This is a genomic window from Egicoccus sp. AB-alg2, assembly GCF_041821065.1.
In the GTDB taxonomy this organism is placed as follows: domain Bacteria; phylum Actinomycetota; class Nitriliruptoria; order Nitriliruptorales; family Nitriliruptoraceae; genus Egicoccus.
This window is the reverse complement of record NZ_JBGUAX010000014.1, coordinates 11,822-38,424: the sequence shown is the minus strand read 5'-3', so window position 1 is coordinate 38,424 and position 26,603 is coordinate 11,822. Positions and strand designations below refer to the sequence as shown.

General features: G+C 71.1%; 22 protein-coding genes and 1 pseudogene. All 23 read left to right on the top strand.

Annotated elements, in window-relative coordinates; translation table 11 throughout:
* The first annotated feature begins 44 nt into the window (after positions 1-44).
* The 23 genes and pseudogenes from ACERM0_RS21200 to nuoK (ACERM0_RS21090) all read left to right on the top strand — a co-directional run bounded on the left by ACERM0_RS21200 (position 45) and on the right by nuoK (ACERM0_RS21090) (position 26,598).
* Positions 45-1,172, top strand: coding sequence for an NAD(P)H-dependent oxidoreductase subunit E (locus ACERM0_RS21200; RefSeq protein WP_373680634.1), 1,128 nt, complete (start codon positions 45-47; stop codon positions 1,170-1,172).
* A 1-nt stretch (position 1,173) separates the two neighbouring features.
* Positions 1,174-2,598: an NADH-quinone oxidoreductase subunit NuoF gene (gene nuoF / locus ACERM0_RS21195; RefSeq protein WP_373680633.1), complete on the top strand. Its 1,425-nt coding sequence runs from the start codon at positions 1,174-1,176 to the stop codon at positions 2,596-2,598.
* A 5-nt stretch (positions 2,599-2,603) separates the two neighbouring features.
* Positions 2,604-5,150, top strand: coding sequence for an NADH-quinone oxidoreductase subunit G (locus ACERM0_RS21190; RefSeq protein WP_373680632.1), 2,547 nt, complete (start codon positions 2,604-2,606; stop codon positions 5,148-5,150).
* Positions 5,147-6,382, top strand: a complete 1,236-nt coding sequence (locus ACERM0_RS21185; protein ID WP_373680631.1) for an NADH-quinone oxidoreductase subunit H — start codon at positions 5,147-5,149, stop codon at positions 6,380-6,382. Before ACERM0_RS21190 ends, ACERM0_RS21185 begins: the two co-directional genes overlap by 4 nt.
* Before the next feature lie 110 nt (positions 6,383-6,492).
* A pseudogene (gene nuoI / locus ACERM0_RS21180) lies at positions 6,493-6,951 on the top strand (NADH-quinone oxidoreductase subunit NuoI); the annotation flags it as partial.
* A 210-nt stretch (positions 6,952-7,161) separates the two neighbouring features.
* On the top strand, positions 7,162-7,995 hold the full coding sequence (locus ACERM0_RS21175; RefSeq protein WP_373680630.1) for an NADH-quinone oxidoreductase subunit J: 834 nt from the start codon (positions 7,162-7,164) through the stop codon (positions 7,993-7,995).
* A gap of 3 nt (positions 7,996-7,998) precedes the next feature.
* Positions 7,999-8,298 carry an NADH-quinone oxidoreductase subunit NuoK gene (gene nuoK / locus ACERM0_RS21170; protein WP_373669497.1) on the top strand — a complete coding sequence of 100 codons (300 nt, stop codon included), beginning with the start codon at positions 7,999-8,001 and terminating at the stop codon, positions 8,296-8,298.
* Position 8,299: 1 nt separating this feature from the next.
* Complete coding sequence (gene nuoL, locus ACERM0_RS21165; protein WP_373680629.1) at positions 8,300-10,258, top strand: NADH-quinone oxidoreductase subunit L; 1,959 nt, start codon at positions 8,300-8,302, stop codon at positions 10,256-10,258.
* Between the two features lie 3 nt (positions 10,259-10,261).
* On the top strand, positions 10,262-11,794 hold the full coding sequence (locus ACERM0_RS21160; protein WP_373680628.1) for an NADH-quinone oxidoreductase subunit M: 1,533 nt from the start codon (positions 10,262-10,264) through the stop codon (positions 11,792-11,794).
* 10 nt (positions 11,795-11,804) lie between these two features.
* On the top strand, positions 11,805-13,442 hold the full coding sequence (locus tag ACERM0_RS21155; protein WP_373680627.1) for an NADH-quinone oxidoreductase subunit N: 1,638 nt from the start codon (positions 11,805-11,807) through the stop codon (positions 13,440-13,442).
* A complete protein-coding gene (locus tag ACERM0_RS21150; RefSeq protein WP_373680626.1) occupies positions 13,439-14,518 on the top strand; it encodes a polyprenyl synthetase family protein in 1,080 nt (359 codons plus the stop codon). Before ACERM0_RS21155 ends, ACERM0_RS21150 begins: the two co-directional genes overlap by 4 nt.
* A 242-nt stretch (positions 14,519-14,760) precedes the next feature.
* Positions 14,761-16,437 carry a sodium:solute symporter family protein gene (locus ACERM0_RS21145; protein WP_373680625.1) on the top strand — a complete coding sequence of 559 codons (1,677 nt, stop codon included), beginning with the start codon at positions 14,761-14,763 and terminating at the stop codon, positions 16,435-16,437.
* A 23-nt stretch (positions 16,438-16,460) separates the two neighbouring features.
* Entirely contained in the window at positions 16,461-17,930 is a 1,470-nt protein-coding gene (locus ACERM0_RS21140) for an aldehyde dehydrogenase family protein (protein ID WP_373680624.1), read from the top strand.
* 137 nt (positions 17,931-18,067) lie between these two features.
* Entirely contained in the window at positions 18,068-18,751 is a 684-nt protein-coding gene (locus ACERM0_RS21135; protein ID WP_373680623.1) for a uracil-DNA glycosylase, read from the top strand.
* Positions 18,748-19,353: a GNAT family N-acetyltransferase gene (locus ACERM0_RS21130; RefSeq protein WP_373680622.1), complete on the top strand. Its 606-nt coding sequence runs from the start codon at positions 18,748-18,750 to the stop codon at positions 19,351-19,353. Before ACERM0_RS21135 ends, ACERM0_RS21130 begins: the two co-directional genes overlap by 4 nt.
* A 310-nt stretch (positions 19,354-19,663) precedes the next feature.
* Complete coding sequence (locus ACERM0_RS21125) at positions 19,664-20,047, top strand: NADH-quinone oxidoreductase subunit A (protein ID WP_373680621.1); 384 nt, start codon at positions 19,664-19,666, stop codon at positions 20,045-20,047.
* Complete coding sequence (locus ACERM0_RS21120; protein ID WP_373680652.1) at positions 20,017-20,589, top strand: NADH-quinone oxidoreductase subunit B; 573 nt, start codon at positions 20,017-20,019, stop codon at positions 20,587-20,589. Before ACERM0_RS21125 ends, ACERM0_RS21120 begins: the two co-directional genes overlap by 31 nt.
* A 7-nt stretch (positions 20,590-20,596) precedes the next feature.
* Positions 20,597-21,928 carry an NADH-quinone oxidoreductase subunit C gene (locus ACERM0_RS21115; RefSeq protein ID WP_373680620.1) on the top strand — a complete coding sequence of 444 codons (1,332 nt, stop codon included), beginning with the start codon at positions 20,597-20,599 and terminating at the stop codon, positions 21,926-21,928.
* On the top strand, positions 21,925-23,112 hold the full coding sequence (locus ACERM0_RS21110; RefSeq protein WP_373680619.1) for an NADH-quinone oxidoreductase subunit D: 1,188 nt from the start codon (positions 21,925-21,927) through the stop codon (positions 23,110-23,112). The genes ACERM0_RS21115 and ACERM0_RS21110 overlap by 4 nt, the downstream gene beginning before the upstream one ends.
* Positions 23,113-23,274: 162 nt before the next feature.
* Positions 23,275-24,381: an NADH-quinone oxidoreductase subunit NuoH gene (gene nuoH, locus ACERM0_RS21105; RefSeq protein WP_373680618.1), complete on the top strand. Its 1,107-nt coding sequence runs from the start codon at positions 23,275-23,277 to the stop codon at positions 24,379-24,381.
* Positions 24,381-25,658, top strand: a complete 1,278-nt coding sequence (locus ACERM0_RS21100) for an NADH-quinone oxidoreductase subunit I (protein ID WP_373680617.1) — start codon at positions 24,381-24,383, stop codon at positions 25,656-25,658. Before nuoH ends, ACERM0_RS21100 begins: the two co-directional genes overlap by 1 nt.
* Positions 25,655-26,290 (top strand): NADH-quinone oxidoreductase subunit J, encoded by a 636-nt coding sequence (locus ACERM0_RS21095; protein WP_373680616.1) that lies wholly within the window; start codon positions 25,655-25,657, stop codon positions 26,288-26,290. Before ACERM0_RS21100 ends, ACERM0_RS21095 begins: the two co-directional genes overlap by 4 nt.
* On the top strand, positions 26,287-26,598 hold the full coding sequence (gene nuoK / locus ACERM0_RS21090; protein WP_373680615.1) for an NADH-quinone oxidoreductase subunit NuoK: 312 nt from the start codon (positions 26,287-26,289) through the stop codon (positions 26,596-26,598). Before ACERM0_RS21095 ends, nuoK (ACERM0_RS21090) begins: the two co-directional genes overlap by 4 nt.
* Positions 26,599-26,603 lie beyond the last annotated feature (5 nt).

Sequence of the window (26,603 nt, the reverse complement as noted above, 5' to 3'; positions counted from 1 at the left end):
CTCGCCACCCACCGCACCGCCTTCACCCCGAGGAGCACGCACCCGTGCCCATCTCCGAGACCACGCGCGAGGAAGCGCGAGCGTTGGCCATGCGCTACCCCGTCGCGCGCTCCGCCCTGCTGCCGATGCTGCACCTGGTCCAGTCCGACGAGGGCTTCGTCAGCGAGGACGGCATCGCCCTGTGCTCGCAGGTCCTCGGCCTGACGAAGGCCGAGGTCGGGGCCGTGGCGACGTTCTACACCATGTTCAAGCGCCAGCCGGTGGGTGACTACCTGCTGAGCGTCTGCACCAACCCGACCTGCAAGATCGCGGGTGCCCAGGACATCTACGAGGCCTACGTCGAGCGCTGCGGCGGTGCGCACCACACCGACGAGGGGGCCGGCGTCACGGTCGAGCACGCGGAGTGCCTCGGCATCTGCGACGCGGCCCCGGTCGTGCAGATCAACTACGAGATGTACGGCCCAGTCAGCCACGAGCAGGCGATGGAACTGTTCGACAAGGCCAAGGCCGGGGACCCGCCGGTGTCCAACTGGTCCAACGAGGTGCCGGACAGGTTCCGGGGTGTCGAGCGCCAGCTGTCGGGCATCGAGGACGGCACCGACGCCTACCTGGTCGAGGCGGCGCGCCTGCAGGCCACCGCCGAGGTGCCGCCGGCCTACCGGACCGGCGAGACCGACCTGCCCGTCACGCACCCGGGCGGCGACCCGTTCGGGCACGGCGGCCAGGCGTTCCGCAACCAGGCCAAGCTCGGCGGCGAGCCGACCGGGCGGCCCGAGGACCACGCCGCCGAGATGGACCCGACCACCGCCTCGAAGATCGAGGACCTCGCCGAGCAGCAGACCGGGGCGGCCAGCGAGCTCGCCGAGCAGGTGCTCTCGCCGACACCCGACACGCCCTCCGCCCAGGAGCAGCCGTCGGTCAGCGCGGCGGGCGGTTCGTCCAAGCCCGCCGAGGCCGAGCGCGACCGCGCCGCGGCCGGCTCCGAGCAGGAACCCAGCGACTCGATGGCGGGCGAGAAGGGGGCGGAGACGCCCGCGGACCCGCCGACGGACCGTGCCCCCGACAGCGAGCCCGGCGTCGAGGGCGGCCAGCCCACCGGGCAGGGTGACCGCGACCTGCGCTCCTACGGGGGCGAGCGGCGGACCGACGACGACACGCGAGAGGAGGGCTGACATGGGCACCACCGGACCCTGCGTCGCCCTGACCGAGCGCTACGGCATCGAGGGCGCCGACGACATCGAGGTGTACGAGCAGCACGGCGGCTACGTCGGCCTGCGCAAGGCGCTGGAGATGCAGCCCTCGGAGATCATCGACGTCGTCAAGCAGGCCGGTGTCCGCGGCCGTGGCGGCGCCGGTTTCCCGACCGGCATGAAGTGGTCCTTCGTCGCCCAGGACACGGGCAAGCCGGTCTACATCGTCTGCAACGCCGACGAGGGCGAGCCGGGCACGTTCAAGGACCGCGAGATCATGGAGCGTGACCCGCACCAGCTCGTCGAGGGCATGGTGGTCGGCGGCCTGGCGCTCAACTCCGTGCAGGGCTACATCTACCTGCGCGGCGAGTTCGCCTACGCCGGCCGCCAGCTGGCCAAGGCGATCCGCCAGGCCTACGAGAAGGGCTACCTCGGCGCGGACGTGATGGGTTCGGGCAAGCGCTTCGACCTCACGCTGCACCGCGGTGCCGGCGCCTACATCTGCGGCGAGGAGACCGCGCTGCTCGACTCGCTCGAGGGCCGTCGCGGCCAGCCGCGGCTGCGTCCGCCGTTCCCGGCGACCCACGGGCTGTACGGCTGCCCGACGACGGTGAACAACGTCGAGTCGATCTCCTCGGTGCCGTTCATCCTGCGCCACGGCGTGGACTGGTACCGCCAGTGGGGGACGGAGAAGAGCCCCGGGCCGAAGCTGATGTGCATCTCCGGCGAGCTGAACGAGCCGGGCAACTACGAGTTCGCGCTCGGCACGCCGGTGTCGGAGATGATCGAGGCCTGCGGCGGGATGCTCGAAGGTCGCGAGCTGAAGTTCTTCTGCCCCGGTGGCTCCTCGACGCCGATGCTGCCGGCGTCCAAGGCCGACGTGCCCTACACCTACGAGGACATCATGGAGGCCGGGTCCATGCTGGGCACCGGCGCCCTGATGATCTACTCCGAGCAGACCTGTGTGGTCGACACGGTCCTGCGGTTCACCGAGTTCTACGAGCACGAGTCCTGCGGCAAGTGCACGCCCTGCCGCGAGGGTGGCTACTGGTTGTCGCAGGTGCTGCGGCGCATCGAGACCGGCAGCGGCCGCATGGAGGACCTCGACCTGCTGCAGGACATCTGCGACAACATCCTCGGCCGCAGCTTCTGCGCGCTCGGTGACGGCATGACCTCGTCGATCACCTCGGGGCTGCAGTACTTCCGCGACGAGTTCGAGGCGCACGTCCGCGAGGCCCGCTGCCCGCTGGGCGTCACCGAGCCGCGTCGCGACATCGCCGTACTCGACGCCCGCGGCGGGGTCGGCTACGCCCCAGAGACCGGTGCGGCCGAGATCCCCGCGATGCCGGCGCGCAGCACGGCCGCCACGACCGGCGCGACGGACAAGACCGTCGCCGGACAGGCTTGACGCGAATGAGTGCTTCCGAGAACCAGGACCTGGTCACCCTGACGATCGACGGCCAGGAGGTGAGCGTGCCCAAGGGCACGCTCATCATCCGCGCCGCCGAGCAGTTGGGCACGATCGTCCCGCGCTTCTGCGACCACCCGCTGCTCGACCCGGTCGGTGCCTGCCGCCAGTGCGTCGTCGAGGTCGAGGGTCAGCGCAAGCCCGTCATGTCGTGCACCATGCCGGTCGCCTCCGACATGGTGGTCAAGACCCACCTGACGTCGGACATGGCGAAGAAGGCGCAGGAGGGCACCCTCGAGTTCCTGCTGATCAACCACCCGCTCGACTGCCCGATGTGCGACAAGGGCGGCGAGTGCCCGCTGCAGGACCAGGCGCTCACCCACGGCGCCAACGTGTCGAGGTTCGTCGACCAGAAGCGCCGCTACCAGAAGCCCGTCGCGGTCAGTCCGCAGATCCTGCTCGACCGCGAACGCTGCGTGCTGTGTGCCCGCTGCACCCGCTTCTCCGAGCAGGTGTCGGGCGACCCGTTCATCGAGTTGTTCGAGCGCGGCGCGCTGGAGCAGGTCGCGATCTACGAGGACGAGCCCTACGAGAGCTACTTCTCCGGCAACGTCATCCAGATCTGCCCCGTCGGTGCGCTCACCTCGGCGGACTACCGTTTCAAGGCGCGCCCGTTCGACGTGGTCACTACGCCGTCGGTCTGCGACCACTGCTCGGCCGGCTGCACGCTGACGGTGCAGTCGCGCCGCGGCGTCATCCAGCGCCAGCTCGCGCGTACCAACATGGCGGTCAACGAGTCCTGGAACTGCGACAAGGGCCGGTTCGGCTACGCGCACCTGACCAGCGACCTGCGGATCACCGAGCCGAAGCTGCGCGGTGCCGACGGGCTGGAGAAGGCGTCGTGGTCGGACGTGCTGCTGCGCGTGACCGGCGCCATCCAGGAGGCCCGTGACGCTGGTCCGGGCCGGGTCGCCGTCGTGACGGGCTCGCGCCTGGCCGACGAGGACGCGTACGCGGTGTCGAAGTACGTGCGCACCGTCCTGCACAGCGACGACCTCGACCACCGCACCCGGTTCGCCGCGCCGGACGAGGCCGAGGAGCTGACCGCGCTGATCGGGGCCGACACGGCGCAGTACCGCGACGTCGAGGACGCTCCCGTCATCGTCGTCGCCGGCCTCGACCCCGAGGAGGAGGTCCCGATCCTCCACCTGCGCATCCGCAAGGCGTGGCGTGCCCACAAGGCCCGCATCGTGGTCGTCGGGCCGCACCTCGGCTCGCTGGCCGACCTCGCCTGGCGCCGCGTCGCGACCGCGCCCGGCGAGGAGGCCGCCGCCCTCCGCGACCTCCTCGACGGTGTCGGGGGTGCCACGGCGGGCGCGGGCACGCAGGACGTCGTCGACGCGCTTCGCAGCGACGGGGCGCCGGTCGTGCTGGTGGGCGAGCGGGCCGGTGGCGGCTCGCTGACCGCCGGTGCCGCGCTGGCAGCGGCCGTCGGCGGCAAGGCCGCCTACGCGCCTCGCCGTGCCAACGCCCGCGGCTCGCTGGAGGCGGGTCTGGCCGCCGGGATCCTGCCGGGTGGCCGGCGTCTGGACGACGCGGCCGACCGCGCCGAGCTCGAGCAGCTGTGGGGGACCCCACTGCCCGCCGAGCGTGGCCGCGACCTGCACCAGCTGCTCACCGACGCGGCGGCCGGAAAGATCGACGTGCTGCACCTCATCGGCGTCGACCTGGCCCGCGACTGTGCCTCGCCCGAGCTGGCGAAGCAGGCCCTGGCCAAGGTGAAGCTGGTCGTGGCGCAGGACCTGGCCGCGACCGAGACCGTCAGCCAGTACGCCGACGTCGTGCTGCCTGCCGCCGGGACGCAGGAGCGCTTCGGCAGCTACACGAACTGGGAGGGCCGCACCCAGCGGTTCGCCAAGGTCGTCGACGGCCCGGCCCTGGTCCAGGAGGACTGGGAGATCGTGGTCCAGCTCGCCGCGCTGCTCGGCGAGGACCTGGGCTTCAGCGACCTGGACCAACTGCGCAACGAGCTGGCCACCCTCGGCAAGCGCCCCCAGCCCCACCCCTTCCCCGACGCCAGCGCCTTCACGGCCGCGGAGACCGGACCCGTTGGTGCCGCCGCGCCCGAGGGGGAGGCCGGTGCCGCAGCGCCCGAGGGGGGGCAACGAGCGAGCGCAGCGAGCGAGATTGGGGACCCGTCGGCAGGAGCAGGGGACCCGTCAGAATTGCGCCTCGTCGTGCGTCCCTTGCTGTTGGATCGTGGCAGCATGCTGACGGGGGCGAGCGACCTGCTCGCGACGGCCCGTACGCCCGTCGTGGACCTCAACGTCGCGGATGCGCAGCGTCTGGGCATCGCGGACGGTGACGAGGTCGAGCTGTCGGGTGCGGGTCACACGCTGCGGCTGGTCGCCCGCGTCGGCACCGACGTCGTGCCCGGGGCCGCCGTCGTGCCCGCCAACTCCACCGACGATCCCGCCGCCGTGCTGCTCGGCACGGACGGGACGGGACCGGTGACCGTGTCCGCCCTCGAGCCCGCCGGGGACGTCGCATGATCGAGACCTCGCAGGACCTGCCGCTGTGGGCACACCTCATCCGGGTGCTCGCGGTCTTCCTGTTCTTCCTGGTCGGCACCGCGCTGCTGACGTGGGGTGAGCGCCGCATCCTCGGTCGGATGCAGTCACGGCTCGGGCCGAACCGCGTCGGCCCGCTGGGGATCGGCCAGTTCCTGGTCGACGCCATCAAGATGCTGTTCAAGGAGGACGTCACCCCGGGCATGGTGAACCGGCCGCTGTTCCGGCTCGCCCCGCTGATCGGTGTGGTGGCGGCCCTGACGTCGGTGGCGGTGATCCCGATCAGCCAGCCGCTGGAGATCGGCGGCTACACGTTCCCGCTGCAGGTCGCCGACCTGGGTGTGGGCGTGCTGTGGGTGCTGGCGATCGGCTCGATCCACGTCTACGGGCTGTTCCTGGCCGGCTGGTCCTCGACCTCGCCCTACCCGCTGATCGGTGGCGTGCGCTCGAGCGCCCAGATGATCAGCTACGAGATCGCCCAGGGCCTCGCGGTCGCCAGCGTCTTCATCTACGCCGGCTCGCTGCGGGTCAGCGACATCGTCAACGCCCAGGCGGGCGACGGGTTGATCCCCGGCATGCCCGGTTGGTTCGTGGTGCCGCTGTTCCCGGCCTTCGTGGTGTTCATGGTCGGGATGGTCGCCGAGGCCGGGCGCACGCCCTTCGACCTCGCCGAGGCCGAGGGCGAGCTGGTCGGCGGGTTCGTCACCGAGTACTCCTCGATGCGCTTCGGGCTGTTCATGATCGCGGAGTTCATGGGCGCGATCACCCAGTCCGCGATCATGGTCACGCTGTTCTTCGGTGGCCCGAGCGGCCCGACCTTCGGGCTGGAGGGCACCGCGGCCGGCCTGCTCGGCTTCGTCTGGTTCTCGCTGAAGACGCTGTTCTTCGTGTTCTTCTTCATCCTGCTGCGCGGCGCGCTGCCGCGGTACCGCTACGACCGGCTCATGGCGCTCGGGTGGAAGGTGCTCATCCCGATCGCGCTGCTGTGGACCATGGTCACGGCGGTGTTCGTGCTGCTGGCCGAGCAGGGCGGGGTCGCCCCGCAGGTCCGCATCGCGCTCGGCGCCGGCGCCGTGGCCATCATCGCGGTGCTGCTGCTCGTCCGTCCCAAGGAGGAGGACGAGCGCCCGCCGTCGGACCGTTCGCGCGACGTGTCGACGCCCGAGTCGCCGACCACCCCCACCGCGTCCTCGACCACCGGGAGGAACGGCTGATGCCCGCCCCCCTCGTCACCCTGCTGTTCTTCGTGGCGCTCGTCGTCCTGCTGTGGCTGTTCCTGACCAAGACGGCCTGGGGGCGCGGGTTCCTCGTGCCGTTGCGGGCCATGGTGCGTACGCCGGAGACGGCCCAGTACCCGGAGCAGCCGCGGCCGGTCACGCCGCGCTTCCACGGTCGGCACCAGCTCAACCGGTACGCCGACGGCCTGGAGAAGTGCATCGGCTGCGAGCTGTGCGCCTGGGCCTGCCCGGCGGACGCCATCTACGTCCAGGGCGCGGACAACACCCTCGAGGCCCGTTACTCGCCGGGTGAGCGCTTCGCCGACGACTACCAGATCAACTACAACCGCTGCATCCTCTGCGGGTTGTGCATCGAGGCCTGCCCGACCCGGGCGCTGACCATGACGCACGACTACGAGTTCTCCGCCGACACGCGGCGCGGCCTGATCTGGACCAAGGACGAGCTGCTCGTCCCGGTCCCGCCGGGGGCCGAACCCACCCCGCAGACGGACCGTGAGGTGCGCCGGCGCGGCTTCAACTACTACGGTGGCCTGGCCGTCACGCCGCCAAACCTCCACGGGGGCCGCTTCCAGCCGGCATCCAACGCGCCGTCCGCGCGGGCCGGGCAGGTCATCCCGTCCGGATCGTTGCCGGACACCGACGAGGAACCGGTCGACTCGGCGATCGTCAGCGGCGCCAACACCACCAAGCCGTCGCGCCGCGGCGGTGCCACCTCGCCCGCCACGGGCAACACCGACCGATGGGGGGAGCGTTAGATGTCCCTGCTCGCCCAGGCCGCCGACGGCGCGGCCGCTGGAGGCAGTACGGCCGAGGTCGTGCTGTTCTGGATCTTCGCGGTGATCGCGCTGGGGGCGGCCATCGGCGTCGTGACGATGCGCAACATCGTCCATGGCGCCCTGATGCTGGTCGTCAACCTGCTGGCGGTCGCGGGGCTCTACCTGAGCCTGGAGTCGCCGTTCCTGTCGATCATCCAGGTCCTGGTCTACGCCGGCGCCATCATGGTGCTGTTCCTGTTCGTGATCATGCTGCTGGGTGTCGACCGCGACGACCTGCTGCTGGCCACGGACCTGCGGTCCCGGGTGCTGGCCGTGGCCGGTGGGGCGCTGCTCGCCGGCGCGCTGCTGTTCGGCTTCGTCGGTCCCTACACCGGTGACGCGTCGATCTGCCCGCCCGAGGGCGGGACCGCGGCCGCCGGGGTCGGTGCCACCGGCGACGGGGTGCCGTGCGTCGGCCTGGCCGGGGCGAAGGACGAGGGCGACGAGGCCGGCGTGGCCTTCCTCGGCCGCCAGATGTTCACCCGCTACACGCTGCCGTTCGAGCTGTCGGCCCTGCTGCTGACGGTCGCGACGATCGGCGCCGTGCTGATGGCCCGCCGCCGCGACCTCGCACCCGACGACATCGAGGTGGCCGCGGACGCACAGCGTCCGGGCCCCGTCTCCGACGCCGACGTGCTGGCCGCGGGCGACCAGATCGACACCGGCGAGGAAGGTGTCGACGTGCACGCTGGCGAGCTGCAGCGCGAGCAGGACGTCCACGGCGAGCAGGAAGCGTCGGGCACCCCACGCCTGCGCGACGACCGGGAGGGCTGAGTCGTGGAGATCGGCTACTACTTCGCCCTGTCGGCGCTGCTGTTCTGCGTCGGACTCGTGGGCGTGCTCGTGCGGCGCAACGCCATCGTGCTGTTCATGTGCATCGAGCTCATGCTCAACGCCGTCAACCTGACCCTGGCCGCGGCCGCCCGCATGTGGGGTGGCCCGGACGGGCAGGTGTTCGTCTTCTTCGTCATCGTCGTCGCCGCCGCGGAGGTGGTGGTCGGTCTCGCGCTGATCGTGAACCTCTTCTTCCGCCGCGGCACGGTCGACGTCGACGTCCCCCAGCTGTTGAGGTACTGACGTGTCGAACGTGACGCTGCTGCTCGCAGCCGAGGAACACAGCGCCGTCGCCAACGACGTCGTCGAGGCCACGACCGGCCTGATCGGGCTGTCGTGGCTGATCCCGGTCGTGCCGCTGCTCGGTTTCGTCGCCGTGCTGGCGCTGACCCGCGTCCTGCGCGAGAGCGCCGCCTTCGTGGCCATCGGTGCCGCGGCCGTCAGCTTCCTGCTCTCGGTCGGCGTGGCGGCGCAGGTGTTCGCCGATCCGGCGACCTACGTCCGCCCGCTGGGCACGTTCATCCAGGCCGGAGCCTTCGAGGTCGGCTACGACCTCTTCATCGACCAGCTCACCGTGGTGATGCTGCTGGTGGTGACCGGGGTCGGCCTGCTCATCCACATCTACTCGCTGGGCTACATGCACGGCGACGCGCGGTTCGAGCGGTTCTTCGCCTACCTCAACCTGTTCCTGTTCTCCATGCTGGTGCTGGTGCTGGGCGCCAATCTGGTGACGCTGTTCGTCGGTTGGGAGCTGGTCGGTCTGTCCAGCTACCTGCTGATCGGGTTCTGGTTCGAGAAGGCCGAGTACGCGTCCGCCGCCAAGAAGGCGTTCATCACCAACCGCGTCGGCGACGTCTCGTTCATGATCGGGATGTTCCTCGCCTTCTCGGTGTTCGGCACGCTCGACTTCCTCGGCATCATCGACAACGCGGAGACGCTGGCCAGCGGCACGGCCCTGGCACTGGTGCTGCTGTTCCTGGGTGGTGCGGCCGCGAAGTCGGCGCAGATCCCGCTGTACGTGTGGCTCCCGGACGCGATGGCTGGCCCGACCCCGGTGTCGGCGCTGATCCACGCGGCCACCATGGTCACCGCCGGCGTCTACCTGACGGTGCGGCTGTCGCCGGTGCTGGTGCAGTCGCTGACCGGCATGGAGGTCATCGCCTACATCGGCGTGGCGACCGTCCTGCTCGGTGCGCTCATCGCCCTGCGGCAGGACGACATCAAGAAGATCCTGGCCTACTCGACCGTCTCGCAGCTGGGCTACATGTTCGTCGGGGTCGGCGTCGGCGCGTTCGCCGAGGGCATCTTCCACCTCGTCACACACGCCTTCTTCAAGGGGCTGCTGTTCCTCGCCGCCGGCTCGGTCATGCACGCCATGGCCAACCGCACCGACGTCTGGGGCATGGGCGGGCTGCGCAAGGCGATGCCCATCACCTTCGTGACCTCCGCGGTGGCCACGGCGGCGATCGCGGGCGTCCCGCCGCTGTCGGGCTTCTTCTCCAAGGACCAGATCCTGACCGAGGCCTACATGCACGGCTACTTCGGGATCTGGCTGCTGGGCCTGCTCGGCGCCGTGCTGACCGCGTTCTACATGTCGCGGTGGTTCTTCCTGATCTTCCTCGGCAAGCCCCGCTTCGGCCACGACGTCCACCCGCACGAGTCGCCGGCGTCGATGACGATGCCGCTGATCGTGCTGGCCGTGCTGACCGTCGCGGGCTCGCTGCTGAACCCCGTCCACGTCGGTCCGCTGTACCGCTTCCTCTCCCCGGTCGTCGGGGACACCGGTGGGCTGGGCTACGAGGCGGCCGGCCCGATCCCGGAGCTGGGTCTGATCGGCGCGGCGGTCGTCGCCGGCGCGATCGGCATCGGGCTCGCCTTCCTGGTCTACGTCCGCGGTGACCTGTCCCGCGGCCGCATGCTCGAGCCGATCCGCGGCCTGGCCGCCGAGGTGCTCGAGCGCAAGTTCTACGTCGACGAGATCTACTCGCTCGTGTTCGTGCGCATCGGTGGCCGGCTCGCCGACGCCATGGTGTGGGTGGACACGCGCATCGTCGACGGTGTCGTCAACGGCTCCGGCACCGCGTCGCTCGCCCTCGGGCGGGTCACGCGCCGCGCCCAGACGGGACTCGTCCGCGGCTACGTCGCCAGCTTCGTGCTGGGGACGCTGGTCCTGGTCGGGTTCCTCGTGTACTCGGTGAGGTAGGCGATGGAAATCGGTCCGATCACCCTGACCGTCGCGCTGCCACTGCTGGGCGCGCTGGTCCTCGCCTTCGTCGCGGACGACCCGCGCGTGGTGCGGATCGTCGGTCTCGTGGCCTCGACGGCGACGTTCGTCGCGTCGCTGCTGATCCTCGTCGACTTCGACCTGGCCAACCCGGCGCTGCAGCTCGAGGAGCGCATGAGCTGGATCCCGGCGCTGGGGGCGGACTTCGCACTGGCCGTCGACGGGGTCAGCCTCGCGCTCATCCTGCTGACCACGTTCCTGGTGCCCTTGATCCTGATCGCGTCGTTCGACAGCGTGAAGGAGAACCTCAAGGGCTACGTCGTCGCGTTCCTGGCGTTGGAGACCGCGGTGCTCGGCGTGTTCGCCGCCACCGACCTGCTGCTGTTCGCGGTCTTCTTCGAGTTCACGCTCATCCCGATGTACTTCATCATCGGCATCTGGGGCGGTGCCAAGCGCCGGTACGCCGCGGTGAAGTTCTTCCTCTACACCACGCTGGGCGGGCTGCTCATGCTGGTGGCGATCCTGTACCTGTTCTCGCAGACGGGGTCGTTCGACTACGAGGCGATCCGCGCGATCGAGCTGTCCACCACCGAGCAGAACTGGCTGTTCGCCGCGTTCCTGCTCGCCTTCGCCATCAAGGTGCCGGTGTTCCCGGTCCACACGTGGCTGCCGGACGCACACACCGAGGCGCCGACCGGCGGTTCGGTCTTCCTGGCCGGCGTGCTGCTGAAGATGGGCACGTTCGGGCTGATCCGCTACTCGCTGCCGCTGTTCCCCGAGGCGACGATGACCTGGGCGCCGGCCCTGCTCGTCCTCGCCGTCGTCGGGATCCTGTACGGCTCGGTCGTCGCACTGATGCAGAAGGACATCAAGCGGCTGATCGCCTACTCGTCGGTCGCCCACATGGGCTTCGTCGTGCTGGGCACGTTCGCGTTGAACGCGACGGCGACCACCGCCTCGGTGGTGCAGATGGTCAACCACGGGCTGTCGACCGGCGCGCTGTTCCTGCTGATCGGCTTCCTCTACGAGCGCCGCCACACCCGTCAGATCGCCGCGTTCGGTGGCCTGGCCAAGCGGGTGCCGGTCATGGCCGGCTTCTGGCTGCTGGTGTCGATGTCGTCGCTGGCACTGCCGGGGCTCAACGGCTTCGTCGGCGAGTTCCCGATCCTGCTCGGCACCTTCCAGGCGTCGCGCTGGGCCGCCGTGCTGGCCGCCTTCGGTGCGGTGCTCGCGGCCCTGTACCTGCTGTGGGCCTACCAGCGGATGTTCCACGGCCCGCTCGAGGGCGCCGACAACGAGCACACGACCGACCTGAAGCCGCGCGAGATCGGCGTGCTCGCCCCGATCGTCGTGCTGATCGTCGCCATCGGGCTGTTCCCGCGGCCGCTGTTCGACCTCGTCGAGCCGTCGGTCGACCGGGTGCTGACCGAGGTCGGCGTCGCCGACGCACCGGCCGTCGAGCCCGCCGCCGCCGACACCTCGGACCCCGGGTCCGAGGTCGACACCCAGCCGTAGGAGCGTGCCCGTGTTCCTCGCCCAAGCCGCCATCGACGGGCCGCAGGTCGCCTGGTCCAGCTTCGCGCCGGAGCTGGCCGTCAGCTGCGCCGCGCTGGTCCTCCTGCTGCTGGCCGTCGCCGGTTCGCAACGCCTGCTGGTCGCCGTCCTCGCCGCCGTCCCCACCGCCGCCGCTGGCGTGTGGCTGGTCACGCAGGGCTTCGTCCTGCCCGGTGCCGTGACCATCGCGCTCGGCGCCGCCCTGCCCGCGCTCGTGCTCGCCTTCCCGCTCCGCCCGTCGCTGACGCAGGCCTGGGGCTCGGCGCTGGCGCTGCTGGGCGCCCTGGTGCTCACCTTCTGGCAGTACGCCGAGGTCCTCGCGCCGCAGGGCGGCCTGATCGCACCCCAGGAGGCCCTGCAGGGGGCGCTGGCCAACGACGGCATCGGCTTCTTCACCCGCATCACGGTCTATCTGTCCGCGCTGCTGGTGATCCCGATCGGCTACGGCTACCTGCGCGACCGCCAGATCGGCCGCGCCGAGGTCGAGCCGCTGATGCTGCTGTGCGTCGCCGGCATGGCCTTCCTCGGCACCGCCAACGACCTCATCACGCTGTTCGTCAGCCTCGAGGTCCTGTCGATGGCCCTGTACGTGCTGACCGGCCTGGCGCGGCGCGACCGGCGCTCGCAGGAGTCGTCGCTGAAGTACTTCATCCTGGGCTCGGTCGCCTCGGCGATCCTGCTCTACGGCATGGCGCTGCTCTACGTCGCGACCGGATCGGTGAACCTGGCGGAGATCGGTGCCGGCCTCGGCCTGGTCACCACGCCGTCGGTGGTCGGCGTCCTCGGCCTCGCGCTGGTCACCGTCGGGGTCGGCTTCAAGGTCGCGCTCGCGCCGTTCCACCTCTGGACGCCCGACGTCTACCAGGGCGCCCCGACCAACGTGACCGCGTTCATGGCCGCCGCGGTGAAGGCCGCCGGCTTCGCGGCGCTCCTGCGGCTGTACCTCGTCGCCTTCCCGGCGCTCGAGCAGCTGTGGGTGCCGGTGCTGTCGGTGCTGGCCGCGCTGTCCATGCTCTACGGCGCCTGGGTCGCCATCGTCCAGCGCGACGTCAAGCGCATGCTGGCCTACTCGTCCATCACGCACGCCGGCTACGCCACCATCGGCGTGGTCGCCAACTCCGACGCCGGGCTGTCGGCCACGCTGTGGTACCTGCTGACCTACGCGGTCGCGACGCTGGGTGCCTTCGGCTGCGTGCTGGCCATCGAGCGCGTCCGTCGCGGCGAGGTGACGCTGGTCGACCTGCGCGGGCTCGGCAAGAGCTCCCCGATGCTGGCCGGCATCTTCACCCTGTGCCTGCTGTCGCTGGCCGGCGTGCCCGCCACCGCCGGCTTCGTCGGCAAGCTGGTCGTCTTCGAGGCCGGCGTGGCCTCCGGGCACGCCTGGCTGGTCGTGGTCGGCGTGATCAGCAGCGTGATCGCGGCGTTCTTCTACCTGCGCCTGGCCGGCATGATGTTCCTCGAGGACGTCGAGGAGGGCCGCGGGCTGCCGATCGTGACCACCGGGCTGTCGGCCGGCGTGTCGGTCGCCGCGACGCTCGTGCTGTTCCTCGGCATCCAGCCCCAGCTGCTGCTGCAGCTGGCCGAGAACGCCGCGGCCGTGGTGCGGTGACGACCGAGGCCCGCTCCGGACAGCCGCCGCGCGCCGCGCGGCTGTCGATCCCTGCCCCGGTCCTCGACGAGCTCGAGGCCCACGGACTGCCGGTCGCGCAGGTCCTCGACGGTGTCGAGCAGCGCCTGCACGACCAGGTGTCGTCCAACAACGCGTTCGTGGACGAGGTCGCCCGCTACCTCATCAGCGCCGGCGGCAAGCGGTTCCGTCCGCTGATGGTCGCGCTGACCGGCTACCTCGGCCCCAACACGCCGGTCACACGCCCGAGCGCCAACGGCACGCTGCGCTCGCTGGTCGACGCCGGCGTGATCGTCGAGCTGGTGCACCTCGCGACGCTGTACCACGACGACGTCATCGACGAGGCGCCTGCCCGGCGCGGGACGCCGTCGGCCAACTCGCGCTGGGACAACACCGTCGCGATCCTCACGGGCGACTACCTGTTCGCGCGCGCCTCGGACCTGTCGGCCGACCTCGGCGTCGACGTGACCCGCATCATGGCCCGCACCTTGGCACGCCTGTGCGAGGGCCAGATCCGCGAGGTCCAGGGGTCGCTCGGGGCGATGCCCGACGTGCCCCAGCTCGAGCCGACCCTCGAGCACTACCTCGAGGTGATCTCCGGCAAGACGGCGTCGCTGATCGAGACCTCCTGCCGGTACGGGGCGCTGCTGTCGGGTGCATCCGAGGCGCAGGTCGAGGCGGCGGCCCGCTACGGCTGGAACGTCGGTATGGCCTTCCAGCTGTCCGACGACATCCTCGACGTCGCCTCCGAGAGCGAGGAGTCGGGCAAGACGCCGGGCACGGACCTCAAGGAGGGCGTGCGCACCCTGCCGGTGCTGCACGCGTTGGCGCAGGACCCCGACGGCGAGCTGGCCGCGCTGCTCGACGGTGAGCTGGACGACGCCGACGTCGAGCGTGCGCTGGAGCTGCTGCGGGCCGGCGACAGCCTCGCCCGCTCGCGCGAGCACGCCGCGCGCTACGTGACCGCGGCGGTCGACGAGCTCAGGATGTTCGGCGAACGGCCGGTCGTGACCGCGCTCACCCGCCTGGCCGAGTACTCGCTCGACCGGGTGGGCTGACACCGCCGGCGGGGCGGGCACACCGGGCGCGTCCGCCGCCGCGCCCTGGTCGGTCAGGCGTACAGTCGCCGACCCGGTTGCCGTTCGGACAGGGGTCCTCGGACCGTGCCGGGACGGTGGCCGCTTGCCTCCGCGGCGCGCCGGTGTTCGGGGGTTCGGCGCATCGAACCACCGCCGCCGCGCGTGGTCGGGTGCCCAGTCGTGCCCTGGCCGTGCCCGCGGCCCGTCCGCGCGAGGATCGCATGAGCACGACCAAGCCAGGAGCCGACGAGTCCGCACCGCCCGTCGTGCGCGACAACCCGATGGCGAAGCTCGGCACGTTCGCCGTGATCGTCGCGGTCGGCGCCGTCTACATCGCCGTGACCGACGCCGACGTGCAATGGGGCGGCGTCGTGTCGATGTTCGTCTTCTACGGCGTCTTCTACTACCTCGGCGCGTTCGTGGCGTCACGGCAGACCGAGTCGCTGGCCGACACGATGGTCGCCGGCCGCGGGCTGCCGTTGACGATCGCCGTCTTCACCATGACGGCGACCTGGGTCGACGGTGGCTACGTCAACGGCACCGCGGAGTACGCCTACTCGGACGGGCTCGCGTGGGTGCAGGCGCCGTGGGGCTACGCGCTCAGCCTCATCATCGGCGGGATCTGGTTCGCCCCGAAGATGCGCCGGCTCGAGTTCTTCACGATGGTCGACCCCATCGACGTGCGGTTCGGCAAGAACCTCGCCGGCGCGTCGTTCCTGCCGGCCCTGGCGGCGGAGCTGTTCTGGACCGGCGCGATCCTGACGGCGTTGGGCACCACCTTCGGCACCCTGCTGGGCATCGACTTCGTGCCCGCGATCCTGCTGTCGGCGGCGATCGCGATCGCCTACACGGTCGTCGGGGGGATGTGGTCCGTGGCCTACACCGACGTGGCCCAGATCGGCATCATCGCGATCGGGCTGGCACTGGTGCTGCCCTTCGGCCTCGGCGCCGTCGGCGGCTACGACACGATGATGGACGGCTACCGCGACGCGATGGGTACCTACGCCGGACTGTTCCCGCCCGCGGGCGCCTGGGACCACCCGGACTGGGGACCGTACTTCTGGAACTGGATCGACTTCGGCCTGCTGCTGGTGTTCGGCGGCATCGCCTGGCAGGTCTACTTCCAGCGTGTGCTGTCGGCGAAGGACCCGAAGACGGCGCGGTGGCTGTCGATCGGTGCCGGCCTGCTCGCCATCTTCATCGCCGTGCCGGCCGCCCTGCTCGGCATCGTCGCCAACCAGGCCGACTTCGCCGCCGCGGGCGCCTCGGACCTGGAGACGCCCGCCCTGGCCCTGCCCTACGTGCTGCGCTACCTCGTCCCTGGCATCGTCGGCGCCATCGGTCTCGGGGCGATCGCGGCGGCCGTGATGTCCTCGGTGGACTCCTCGATCCTGTCCGCATCGACCATGAGCGGCTGGAACGTCTATCGCCGCCTCTTCCGGCCGCAGGCCAGCGACGCCCAGGTGCAGAAGGTCATCAAGCGGATGATCGTCATCCTCGGCGTGACCGGCACGCTGATCGCCCTGAACGTGCAGAGTGTGTACGCGCTGTGGTTCCTCGGCTCCGACTTCGTGTACGTGCTGGTGTTCCCGCTGCTGGTCTGTGCGCTGTTCGTCCCCTTCGCCAACCGTGCCGGTGCGATCGCCGGCTTCGTCGTCGCCGCGGTGTTGCGCTTGGGCGGCGGCGACCCCACGCTCGGCCTGCCGGTGTGGCTCCCCTACCCCTGGATCGAGGACGGTGTGGTCCTCTGGCCCTTCCGGACCTTTGCGATGGTGTCCGGCTTCGCGACCATCCTGGTGGTGTCCAAGCTGACGGCCGGCATCAGCCCGCCGGTCGCCATGCGGGCGCTCGAACCGGAGTCGCCGGAGCGCCGCGCCATCGCCGAGGCCCGCGGCTGACCCTCCCCACAGGAGCGAACGACGTGACGACCAAGCTGTATCTCGACGGCGCCTGGACCGATGCCGGCGCCGGCGGCACCCGCGACGTCATCAGCCCGCACGACCAGCGCGTGATCGCGACCGTGGCCGAGGGCGACGCCGACGACGCGACCACGGCCGTCCTGGCCGCCCGCCGCGCGTTCGACACCGGCCCGTGGCGGACCACGACCGCCAAGGCGCGCGGCGAGGTCGTGCGCGCGATCGGCGACCTGGTCGTGGAGCACCTCGACGAGTTCGCCCGCCGCGAGACGCTGGACACCGGCAAGCCGCTGGCCGACAGCGTCACCGACATGCACGACATCGCCTCGGTGTTCCACTACTACGCCGGCGTTGCCGACGCGCACGGCGGCCGCGTGGTGGACGCACCCTCCCCGGACGTCGTCAGCCGGGTGCAGCGCGAGCCGGTCGGGGTCTGCACCCAGATCTCGCCATGGAACTATCCGCTGCTGCAGGCGTCGTGGAAGCTCGCGCCCGCGCTGGCCGCCGGCAACACCGTGGTGGTCAAGCCGAGCGAGCAGACGCCGCTCACGACCCTCTACCTCGTGGAGCTGATCGACGAGCACCTCGACCTGCCGCCCGGCGTCGTCAACCTCGTCCTGGGTGCCGGTGCCGCCGTCGGCCAGCCGCTGACCAGCCACCCGGCCGTCGACCTCGTGTCGTTCACCGGTGGCGTGGCCACGGGACGGCGGATCATGGCCGAGGCCGCCGCCACGGTGAAGAAGATCGCGCTGGAGCTCGGCGGGAAGAACCCGAACATCGTCTTCGCCGACGTGGACCTCGACGTCGCCGCCGACCACGCGCTGACCGCCGTGTTCCTGCACGCCGGGCAGGTCTGCTCGGCGGGCGCGCGGCTGCTGGTCCAGGACGAGGTCCACGACGCGCTGGTGCAGCGCATCGTCGACCGGCTGCCGGAGATCACGCTCGGTGACGGCTTCGTCGACGGCGTGCGCTCCGGGCCGCTGATCTCCGCCGAGCACCGCGACAAGGTGGAGTCCTACGTCGCCATCGGGCTCGAGGAGGGCGCCAACCTCGCCGCCGGCGGGTCCCGGCCCGACGACCCCGCACTCGCCGACGGGTTCTACTACCTGCCCACGGTCTTCACCGACTGCACGAGCAAGATGCGCATCGTGCAGGAGGAGGTCTTCGGGCCGGTGCTGACCGTCGAGCGCTTCCGCGACGAGGAGCAGGCGGTCGCACTGGCCAACGACACCATCTACGGGCTGGCGGCTGCCGTCTGGACCGACGATGTCTCCCGTGCCCAGCGCGTCGCCAACGCCCTGCGGTGCGGCACGGTGTGGATCAACGACTTCCACCCGTACTTCCCACAGGCCGAGTGGGGCGGTTACAAGCAGTCCGGCTTCGGCCGCGAGCTCGGCGTCGCCGGCTTCGAGGAGTACACGGAGACCAAGCACGTCTACCAGAACCTCCGTCCCGGCTCTGCCGGCTGGCTGTAGCCGCCGTCCGGTCGCGTCTGCCGGCAACGGTCGCGCCGGCCGGGTGCGGGGCGGCGGTCAACCGCGACCCTTGCGCCCCCGCGCGACCGGGGCGCCGTCGCGGGGCCGGCGGGCCGGCGCTAGGGTCCGGCGCCGCGATGACGACGACCGCACCGCCGCTGTCCCGAGTGTTCGGTCCCGGCTGGGCCGAGGCGCTCGCCCCCGTCCACGACCGCATCCGGGCCATGGGCGACTTCCTGCGCGCCGAGCAGGCGGCGGGCCGCCGCTTCCTGCCGCGCGGCGAGCAGGTCTTCGCCGCGTTCCAGCAGCCGTTCGACGCGGTGAAGGTGCTGCTGGTCGGCCAGGACCCGTACCCGACGCCGGGCCACCCGATCGGGCTGTGCTTCTCCGTCGCGGCCGACGTCACGCCGCTGCCGGCCTCGCTGCGCAACATCTTCCGCGAGTACCGGGAGGACCTCGGCCACCCGGAGCCGGGCAACGGCGACCTGACGCCCTGGGTGGAGCAGGGCGTGTTACTGCTGAACCGCTGCCTGACGGTGGCGCCCGGCGCGCCGGCGTCGCATCGCGGCAAGGGTTGGGAGGAGGTCACCGACGCGGTGATCGACGCACTGGTTGCCCGCGGTGGCCCGCTGGTCGCGGTGCTGTGGGGACGCGACGCCCGGTCGCTGGCGCCGCGCCTCGGCGCGGTCCCGCGGGTGGAGTCGGCGCATCCGAGCCCGCTGTCTGCCCGCAGCGGCTTCTTCGGCTCGCGGCCCTTCAGCCGGGTCAACGCCTCGCTGGCCGCGCAGGGCGCCGCCCCGGTGGACTGGCGGCTGCCGTGACCGTGCGCGTGCGCGCGGCGAGCCTCGACGACCTCGCCGACGTCCGCGACGTCTGCATCCGGACGGGTGCCGACGGCGAGGACGCCACGGGCACGCTGGCCGACGACGGCATCCTGCCGGACGTGTACGCCGAGCCGTACCTGCGCCTCGCGCCGCACTTCGCCTTCGTCGCGGACGACCGCGGGCGCGGGCGCGCCGTCGGCTACGTGCTGGGCACGGCGGACACCGACGCCTTCGTCGCCGAGTGGCGCGAGCGGTGGCTGCCGACGGCCGCGGCGCGGCACCCGGCGCCGGTCGCACGCCCCGGCAGCCGCTACGAGGTGCTGGTCCACCAACTCCACCACCCCGAGGTGATGCGCACCCCGTGGACGGACGCGTACCCGGCCCACCTGCACGTCGACCTGCTGCCCGAAGCGCAGGGGCAGGGGCTCGGCCGCGCCCTGGTCGAACGCTTCTGCGCCGAGGTGGCCGCGGCCGGCGCGCCTGGTGTCCACCTCGGTGTCGCGGCGTCCAATCTCGGCGCCCAGGCCTTCTACCGCCGGCTCGGGTTCATGCCCCTGGAGACCACCGGCGAGGCGGTCTGGTTCGGGCGCTCCTGGTGACGTCGTGGGGCAGGCGTCCCGCCGTCGTCGCGGACAGCGTGCGCCGCCACCCGCCCGTTGGGTCGGTGTCCGGGCGGTTGCTAGCATCCCGGCCGCGACCCGTCTCACGGGTCGCCGGCGCGCGTTCCACCCCGAGCGGCCCACGCACGATCCGGGTCGCCAGGGGCAGTACGCGCGCGCCAGGGAGTCGCTGCCTTCGCGCGACGGGCCTGCACGACAGGGCCTGGGGTGTGACGAGGAAGCGGAACCGAACCATCATGTGGCGGAACGTCGGCCGGTACGCCGGGGATACCCTCAGAGGAGGACCGGGGTGAGCTTCACCGAGCAGTACGGGGCCTTCGCGATCCTCGTGATCGTCGGGTGCGTCCTGTACGCGATCATCATGCTGGGCAACCGGCTGATGCGCCCCGCCGTGCCCAGCCCGCTCAAGCTCACCACCTACGAGTGTGGAGTCGAGGCGGTCGGGACCGGGTGGTCCCAGATGAACATCCGCTACTACGTGTTCGCGTTTCTGTTCGTCATCTTCGACGTCGAGGCGATCTTCCTGTTCCCGTGGGCCGTGGTCATCGGTGACCTCGACGGGACCACGACCCCCTCGGCGTTGTACGCCCTCGTCGCGATGTTCCTGTTCATCGCCACGCTCCTCGAGGGCCTGATGTACGCCTGGAAGAAGGGGGTGCTCAAGTGGGAGTAGTCGACCAGGTCGAGCTTCCGAAGCCCGTCAAGTACGTCTTCAACTGGGGCCGCAAGTACTCGCTGTGGTGCTTCAACTTCGGCCTCGCCTGCTGCGCCATCGAGTTCATCGCGGCCTCCGGGTCACGGCACGACTTCATCCGTCTCGGTGTGATCCCGTTCGCGCACGCGCCCCGTCAGGCCGACCTGCTCGTGGTCTCCGGCACGCTGACGGACAAGATGGCCCCGGCGCTGCGACGTCTCTACGAGGAGATGCCCGAGCCGAAGTACGTCATCTCGTTCGGGAGCTGCTCGAACTGCGGCGGCCCGTACTGGGACAGCTACTCGGTGACCAAGGGCGTTGACCAGATCCTGCCGGTCGACGTGTACGTCCCCGGTTGCCCGCCGCGCCCGGAGGCGCTGCTCGACGGCATCGTGGCGCTGCAGAACCGCATCCAGGGCGAGAGCCTGAAGGACCGCATGGCCCAGCGTCGTCGGGACCCGATCGTGGTGCGCCACGACGGCCCGGACATCGCGCCCGAGCTCCAGACCGCGGAGGGCTAGGAACACCGTGTCGGAAGTTCTCGCGCGCAGGGATCAGGCGCTCACGCCAGAGGAGACGGCCGAGCTCGTCCGGGCCAAGGCCGGTGACGCCGCGGTCGTGGGCACGACCGTGGAGTACGGCACGTTCACGCTGCACGTCGCCAACGAGCACTTCGCCGACGTCGCACGGATCTGCCGCGACGAGCGGGTCCTGGCCTACGACTTCTTCGATTGCCTGTTCGGCGTCGACGCCCGCGACGAGGGCTTCGACGTCATCGCGATCCTGTACTCGACGTCCACGGGCAACCGCGTCGCGCTGCGTACCCGCTGCCCGGGCGGGCGCGAGGCACCGACCTGCCCGTCCTTGACGGACGTCTACCGCGGCGCCAACTGGCACGAGCGCGAGTGCTGGGACATGTTCGGGATCGAGTTCCCGGACCACCCGAGCCTCGAGCCGCGGATCTTCACGATCGAGACCTTCGAGGGCTGGCCGCTGCGCAAGGACTTCCCGCTCGCCTCGCGGGTCGTCAAGCCGTGGCCCGGGGTCAAGGAGCCGGCCGAGCTCGACGAGGAGGGCAACGTCATCGAGCGCGAGCCGCAGCTCGGTGACGCCCCCGGCCCGTACGAGCTCGACAAGGCGATGGCCGAGCAGGCCAAGCTCGCCAACCCGCAGCCCGTCGCCGACCCCGCCACCCGCGAGGGCGAGGAGATCGAGGAGGCGCTCGGCACCGACGCCGAGCTCGCGCCCGACAGCGGCGCGGTGATGGCGGGGGATGCCGAGCACGCCCAGGAGCAGCACGAGGACGTCAAGTCCGAGGCCCGCGTGCGCGCCGAGTCCAAGCGCAAGGCGGCCGCCGAGGCCCGTGCCCGCAAGGCCGCCGAGCGTGCCGCCGCCGCGGACGCCGGGGAGGCCGACGCCGAGGTGGCCGAGGCCGCCGGTGGGGCGGTCGCGCCGGGCGAGGACGAGTTCCCCGAGGCCGCGACCTCCGAGGCGCGGCCCGAGGGCGACGCCTCCTGGGGCAACGACTCGGATGCCGAGGGCACCGACGGGCCGGTCCCCGGCGCACGGGGCACCGACGAGCCGTCCGCGCCGGGCGACGAGGCCGTCCCCGGTGAGCCGGCCGGCCGCGAGGGAGACCCGGCCGACGCCGGCGAGACGTCCGAGGCCCCGGACACCCAGGCCCGCAGCCCGGTCACGCCCGTGGCGCCCGACCAGACCGTGCCCGGCGAGCACGACACCGAGGGCGCCGACGAGGACGCCCCCTACCAGGGCACGCCGGGGCAGAGCGCCGACTTCGACCAGCGCGAGGGCGACGATGCGTCGGGTGACGACGAGGCGGACGGGGAGGAGCGCGCATGAGCGTCAGCGACCTGAGTGCCCGCGAGACCATCCATCCGGCGTCGGCCCCGGGGGAGAGCCTCAATCTCGAGATCGTCGGCGACGGGGCGTTCACGACGGCGGACATGACGCTGTCGGTCGGCCCCGCGCACCCGGCCACGCACGGCGTGCTGCGCGTGGTGCTGGAGATGGACGGTGAGCGGGTCAAGACCGCCTACCCGGTGATCGGCTACATGCACCGCGGCTTCGAGAAGCTGGCCGAGCACCGTGACTTCCGCCAGAACCTCGCCCTGGTCAACCGCCACGACTGGCTGTCGGGCATGACCAACGAGATCGGGCTCGCCCTCACGGTCGAGCGGATGCTGGAGATGGAGGTCCCGGAACGGGCCCAGTGGATCCGGATGATCTGCGCGGAGTGGAACCGGATCCTCAACCACCTGCTGTTCATCGGTTCGTACGGGCTCGAGCTCGGCGCGATCACGCCGATGTTCTACGCCACCCGCGAGCGCGAGCGGATCCAGTACCTGCTGGAGGCCGCGTCGGGCGGCCGGCTGCACTACACCTACAACCAGCCGGGCGGGGTGAAGATCGACCTGCCCAAGGGCTTCCTGCACCAGTCGGTCGAGCTGGTCGCCGACGTGAAGAAGCGGCTGCAGGACTTCGACGACCTGCTGCTCGGCAACGAGATCTTCCAGGCCCGCACCAAGGGTGTCGGGCCGCTGTCGACCGACGTGGCGCTGTCGTACGGGGTGTCCGGCCCGACCCTGCAGGCGACCGGCATCCCCGAGGACGTGCGCGTCTCCGAGCCCTACCTCAAGTACGACCAGGTCGAGGTACCGGTCCCGGTCGGGGAGAACGGCGACAGCTTCGACCGCTTCTACTGCCTGCTGGCGCGGATGAAGGCCTCCTGCCACATCATCGAGCAGTGCCACGACATGATCCCGGCCGGGCCGGTGAACGTGAAGCTGCCCAAGATGGTCAAGGCCCCCGAGGGCGCGACCTACGTGCGGGTGGAGAACCCGCTGGGCTCGCTCGGCTACTGGCTCGAGTCCGACGGTGGTCGCACGCCGTGGCGGTTGAAGATGCGCACCGCGTCGTTCTCCAACGTGCAGGTGCTGCCCTACCTGCTGGAGGGGACGCTGGTGCCCGACGCCATCAGCGTGCTCGGCTCCGTCTTCTTCGTCGTCGGGGACGTCGACCGATGAGCGAGCGGACCGCCCACACCAACGCCACCACGACCGGTCTCCGAGCGAGCGAGAGCGCGGTCGCGGGAGAAGCCGACCGATGAGCGAGCGGATCGCCCACACCAACGCCACCACGACCGGTCTCCGAGCGAGCGAGCGCGCGGTCGCGGGAGATGTCGACCGATGAGCGAAACCCTCACCACCGTGTCTGCCGGGCTGCTCGCGCAGACCGCCGGCCTGCTCGACACCGACACCTTCCTGCTGTCGGTGGCGCTGAAGGTCGCGCTGGTGCTCGGCCTGTTCTTCGTGGTCCCGCTGGTCGTGGGCTACATGGAACACAAGGCGATGGCCCGCCTGCAGCACCGCCGCGGGCCGATGTTCGCCGGTCCGGCCGGGTCGTTGCAGTTGGTCGCCGACGGCATCAAGTTCCTCCAGAAGGAGGACGTGATCCCGCGCGCCGCCGACCGGTGGGTGTTCGCGATCGCGCCGGGCATGGCCCTCGTGCCGGCCATGCTGATCTTCTTCGTGCTGCCGCTGGCGCCGGGCCTGTGGGCGCAGGACCTCGAGCTCGGCCTCTTCTACGCCCTGGCCATCACGTCGATCTCCGTCCTCGGCGTGATGATGGGCGGCTGGGCGAGCGCCAACAAGTTCTCGCTGATCGGTGGCCTACGTGCCGCCGCCCAGCTGATCGCCTACGAGCTGCCGCTGATCCTCGCGGCGATCGCGGTCGCGGTCCAGGCCGGCAGCCTCTCGCTGGTCAGCATCGTGGAGTCGCAGGCCACGTTCACGATCGCCGGGACCAACGTCAACCTCTGGTTCGTCTTCCCGCAGATCCTCGGCTTCGGGATCTTCTTCGTCGCCGCGCTGGCCGAGCTGTCGCGCCCGCCGTTCGACATGCCGATCGCCGACTCCGAGCTCGTGTTCGGCTACATGACCGAGTACACGGGCATGAAGTTCGCGATGTACCTGCTCACCGAGTACGCCGGCATGGTGTCCATGTCTGCGCTGATGGTGGTGCTCTACCTCGGCGGCTGGCAGATCCTGCCGGGCGTGCCGCTCCCCGGCTGCGAGGGCGCGGGTGGACTGTTCGACTGTGGGGCGCTCGGCACCCTGATCGGCCTCGGGGTGACGCTGGGCAAGATCCTGCTGCTGACGTTCGTGATGGTCTGGCTGCGCGTCGCCTACCCGCGTCTGCGCGAGGACCAGCTGCAGCGCATGTCCTGGCTGGTGCTGGTGCCGCTGTCGCTGGTCAACCTCGCGGTGGTCACCGTCGCCAAGGTGGTGTTCTGATGGCAACGACCTCGATGCCGGGCGTCGGGCTGCTGAAGGGGCTGGGCGTCACGCTCAAGCACCTGTTCAAGACGCCGTCCACGCAGCTGTACCCGCACGTCCGGCCGGACCTGCCGCCGCGCACCCGTGGGGTGATCGCGCTGATGGAGGAGAACTGCACGGTCTGCATGCTGTGCAGCCGTGAGTGCCCCGACTGGTGCATCTACATCGACTCCCACAAGGAGACGGTGCCGCCGGCCAAGGAGGGCGGCCGCGCGCGCACCCGCAACGTGCTCGACCGCTTCGCCATCGACTTCGCGCTGTGCATGTACTGCGGCATCTGCGTCGAGGTGTGCCCGTTCGACGCGCTGTTCTGGTCGCCGGAGTTCGAGTACGCCGAGTACCAGATGGGCGGGCTGCTCCACGAGAAGGGCAAGCTGCGCGAGTGGATGGACACGGTGCCGCCACCGCCCCCGCTGGACGCCGGTGCGGAGATCCCCGCCGAGGTCTCGGACGCCATCGCCAAGGCCGAGCGCGAGCTCGAGCAGGCCGCCCAGGCCGCCGAGCAGGCCGCGAAGCAGGCCGACGAGGCCAAGGCGGCGGCCGCCGCCCCGGCTGCCGCGGCCAAGGCCGACGAGCCCAAGGTCGAGGCCGGCGAGATCGACCAGGAGACCTACGACCAGCTGATCGCCGAGGGCAAGTCCGAGCGCATCGCCCGGTCGAAGGCCAAGGCCGCCTACGTCAAGAAGCAGAAGGCCAAGCTGCGCGAGCAGGCCGCCTCGGAGGCCGCCGCCGCGCCCGCGGACGCCCCTGCCGAGGCGGCCGCCCCCGCCCCGGCCCCCGCCGAGGTGCACGTCGAGGCCGGCCAGATCGACCAGGAGACCTACGACCAGCTCATCGCCGAGGGCAAGCCCGAGCGCATGGCGCGGGCCAAGGCCAAGGCGGCGTGGGTGAAGAAGGAGAAGGCCCGGCTTCGTGCCGAGGCCGCGTCCGGCGGCGACGCCTCCGAGGTCGCGACCCCGGCGGCGGACACCACCGACGCGACCCCCGAACCGGCCGGCGCGGCAGGGCCGGCGGCCGACGCGCCGCAGCCCGCCGAGGCCGAGGCCGCCTCGGCCGCGGAACCGCAGAAGAAGCTCGGCGACATCCACGTCGAGGGCGCCGGCGAGATCGACCAGGAGACCTACGACCGGCTGATCGCCGAGGGTAAGTCCGACCGGATCGCCCGTGCGAAGGCCAAGGCCGCCTGGGTCAAGAAGAAGAAGCAGGAGCAGCTCGATGCCGGAGGTGATGCGTGACCGGGTATGACGCGGTCTTCCTCCTGGTGGGGCTGGTGACCGCCGGCGCGGCGATCCTCACCGTCACCTCCAAGAACCTCGTCCACGCCGCGCTGCACCTGGCCGTGACCCTGGCCGGTATCGCCGGGGTCTTCCTGGTCCTGCACGCCGACTTCCTGGCGCTGGTGCAGCTGATCGTGTACGTCGGCGCCGTGACGGTGCTGTTCCTGTTCGGGCTGATGCTCACGCGCGCCCCGATCGGCCGCGAGGCCCTGGACAGCCAGAACCGTGGCCTGGGGCTGGCCGTCGCCGGTGGCCTGTTCGTCACGTTGGCGGTCCTGATCGTGCAGGCCTACGGCGGGGCGGACGCGGTGGTGCCGCAGCGGGTGGCGACCGAGGCGATCGGGATCGTGATCTTCGCGCGCTGGGTGCTGCCGTTCGAGGCGCTGTCCATGCTGCTGCTGGCGGCACTGATCGGCGCGATCCTGCTGGCACGCCGCGAGGCCGGCGACTCCGGCGAGACCATCGACCAGGCCCGCATCGAGTTCGGCGAGGCGCCCTCGACCGAGCACGACCGGGCCCGGACCGCCCCGGCCGAGCTCGGCGCCGGCGACGCGGGCGCCGGTGGCCCGACCGGAGGCGAGTCGCGATGAGTCCGATCGGCCCGCTGCTGCTCGCCACGCTGCTGTTCTGTGTCGGCGTCTACGGAATCATCGCCCGGCGCAACGCCGTCCTGGTGCTGATGAGCGTCGAGCTGATGCTCAACGCCGTGAACATCAACCTCGTGGCCTTCCAGAACCTGCTCTGGCCCGCCGAGGAGTTCGTCAGCGGCCAGCTGTTCGCGCTGTTCATCATCGCCGTGGCCGCCGCCGAGGTCGGCGTCGGTCTGGCCATCATCTTCAACATGTTCCGCAACCGTGCGTCGGTCAACGTCGACGACGTCGACCTGATGCGCTGGTAGGGGGC

What these genes read in the sequence shown, in the direction of transcription:
- ACERM0_RS21160 (WP_373680628.1), top strand. Translation starts at nt 10,262, where the DNA reads ATGGAAATCGGTCCGATCACCCTGACCGTCGCGCTGCCACTGCTGGGC.
- ACERM0_RS21145 (WP_373680625.1), top strand. Translation starts at nt 14,761, where the DNA reads ATGAGCACGACCAAGCCAGGAGCCGACGAGTCCGCACCGCCCGTCGTG.
- ACERM0_RS21185 (WP_373680631.1), top strand. Translation starts at nt 5,147, where the DNA reads ATGATCGAGACCTCGCAGGACCTGCCGCTGTGGGCACACCTCATCCGG.
- ACERM0_RS21190 (WP_373680632.1), top strand. Translation starts at nt 2,604, where the DNA reads ATGAGTGCTTCCGAGAACCAGGACCTGGTCACCCTGACGATCGACGGC.
- ACERM0_RS21175 (WP_373680630.1), top strand. Translation starts at nt 7,162, where the DNA reads ATGTCCCTGCTCGCCCAGGCCGCCGACGGCGCGGCCGCTGGAGGCAGT.
- ACERM0_RS21100 (WP_373680617.1), top strand. Translation starts at nt 24,381, where the DNA reads ATGGCAACGACCTCGATGCCGGGCGTCGGGCTGCTGAAGGGGCTGGGC.
- ACERM0_RS21110 (WP_373680619.1), top strand. Translation starts at nt 21,925, where the DNA reads ATGAGCGTCAGCGACCTGAGTGCCCGCGAGACCATCCATCCGGCGTCG.
- nuoF (WP_373680633.1), top strand. Translation starts at nt 1,174, where the DNA reads ATGGGCACCACCGGACCCTGCGTCGCCCTGACCGAGCGCTACGGCATC.
- ACERM0_RS21135 (WP_373680623.1), top strand. Translation starts at nt 18,068, where the DNA reads ATGACGACGACCGCACCGCCGCTGTCCCGAGTGTTCGGTCCCGGCTGG.
- nuoH (WP_373680618.1), top strand. Translation starts at nt 23,275, where the DNA reads ATGAGCGAAACCCTCACCACCGTGTCTGCCGGGCTGCTCGCGCAGACC.
- nuoK (WP_373680615.1), top strand. Translation starts at nt 26,287, where the DNA reads ATGAGTCCGATCGGCCCGCTGCTGCTCGCCACGCTGCTGTTCTGTGTC.